The organism is Streptomyces sp. NPDC028289 (genome assembly GCF_055565975.1).
On record NZ_JBVHTI010000033.1, the window covers coordinates 1 to 1860 of the forward strand.

The following is a 1860-nucleotide window of genomic DNA, read 5'->3' on the forward strand; positions in this document are numbered from 1 at the left end:
GTCATCTCGGTCTCGATGAAGCCGGGGTGAATGGTGTTCACGCGGATGCCGCGCGGGCCGAGTTCGGCCGTCGCCGCCTTCGACAGGCCGCGCAGGGCCCATTTGCTGGCGGTGTAGGCGACCGGGTAGTGGCCGGTGAGCGCGGCGGTGGAGCCGACGTTCACGATGGACGAGCCGGCCGGCATGAGCGGGGCGAGGTGCTGGATGCCGAGCAGCGGGCCGGTGACGTTGACGGCGTGGACGCGGTCGAAGTCGTCGGGACGCACCTCGCCGAGGCGGGCGCGCCAGGTGATGCCCGCGTTGTTGACCAGGCCGTGGATCCGTCCGTACGACTCCTGGACTTCGGCGGCGAGTGCGGCCCACTCCTTGTCGCTGGTCACGTCGAGCCGGCGGCAGCCGAGGGCCTCGACGACGTCGGTGGCGATGACCCGGGCGCCCTCCCGGGTCAGTGCCTCGGCCTCGGCGGCGCCCTGGCCGCGCGCGGCGCCGGTGACGACGACGACCTTGCCGAGGAGCCTTTTGGCGCTGAGATCGGTCACGACCGCTCCCGGGTACGGCGGCGCGCGGCCGGCAGCGGTACCGGGTCGGCGCCGGCGACCACGGTGTTGGAGACGGTGCCGATGCCCTCGGCGGTGAGGGTGACGGTGTCGCCGGGCTTCAGCGGCGGGGGGTCCTGGGTGCCGCGTATCCCCCACAGTTCGGCCAGGCAGCCGCCGTTGCCGCAGGTGCCCGAGCCGAGCACGTCGCCGGGGCGCACGGAGGTGCCGCGCGAGGCGTAGGCGACCATCTCCTCGAAGGTCCAGCTCATGTTGGAGAGCAGGTCCGTACCGACGACCTCGCCGTTCACCGAGGCGGTGAGTGCGAGGCGCAGGAAACCGCCCGCGTCCCGGTACTTCTCCAGTTCGTCGGCGGTGACCAGGTACGGCCCGAGGGTGGCGGCCGTGTCCTTGCCCTTGCACGGGCCGAGGCGGACCTGCATCTCGCGGGACTGCAGATCGCGCGCGGACCAGTCGTTGAGGATCGTGTAGCCGATGATGCGGTCGCGGGCCCGCTCGGGGGTGAGGTCCCGGCCCTCCCTGCCGACGACCGCGGCGACCTCCAGCTCGAAGTCCAGGACCTGTGAGCCGGGCGGCACCGGCACGTCGTCGTGGGCGCCGACGACCGCGTACGGGTTGGTGAAGTAGAAGGTCGGGGCGTCGTACCAGGCCTCGGGCACCCCGCCGCCGCCGTCCACGGAGCGCCGTACGCCCTCGACGTGTTCCTCGAAGGTCACGAAGTCGCGCATGGTCGGCGGCTGGAGCGGCGGGAGCAGCCGTACCTCGGAGACGTGCGGCCCCGGTGGGACGTCGAGGGTGGCCGCGCCCACGTCGAGCAGCGCGTCGAGCCCGTCGCCGGAGCCGATCAGCTCCGTGAGCGAGCGCGATCCGGGGACCGGGTGGAGGATGCCGTCCTCCTCGACGACGGCGACGCCACGTCGTCGGTGATGTTCATAACTGGCGAAACGCATGTACGGCTCCAGGCTCCGACGGGCGACGGAAGAAGGGGCCGGGGACACGGCGTGGGAGTCAGGGCAGTTGACAGGGCCGCCGCGTCCCCGGGACTCGGGGGAATCAGACCGGTGGGGCGACGAAGCAGCCGCGGTCGACGTCGTTGAACGACTCCTTGGCGATCAGCTCGTTCATGGGGTTGGCGGTGCCCCACTGGTCGGTGACCTCGGGCTGGGAGAAGTCGTAGACGTGCGGGTGCCAGGTGTCCTCGTCCAGGATCTCCAGCTCGGTCGTGTACTCGATGGTGTTGCCGTGCGGGTCCAGGAAGTAGGTGAAGGTGTTGTCGCCGGCCAGGTGCCGGCCGGGACCCCAG

Annotated in this window: 3 protein-coding genes; all 3 read right to left on the reverse strand. The window is 71.6% G+C overall.

What is annotated here, in order from left to right; genetic code table 11:
* Positions 1-539: SDR family NAD(P)-dependent oxidoreductase (locus tag ACZ4UV_RS52040; protein WP_467850261.1), on the reverse strand; the 539-nt coding region annotated here is incomplete at its 3' end.
* Complete coding sequence (locus ACZ4UV_RS52045) at positions 536-1507, reverse strand: fumarylacetoacetate hydrolase family protein (RefSeq protein ID WP_467850263.1); 972 nt, start codon at positions 1505-1507, stop codon at positions 536-538. The genes ACZ4UV_RS52040 and ACZ4UV_RS52045, both read right to left, overlap by 4 nt.
* 103 nt (positions 1508-1610) lie before the next feature.
* On the reverse strand, positions 1611-1860 hold a 250-nt coding region (locus tag ACZ4UV_RS52050), incomplete at its 5' end, for a VOC family protein (RefSeq protein ID WP_467850266.1).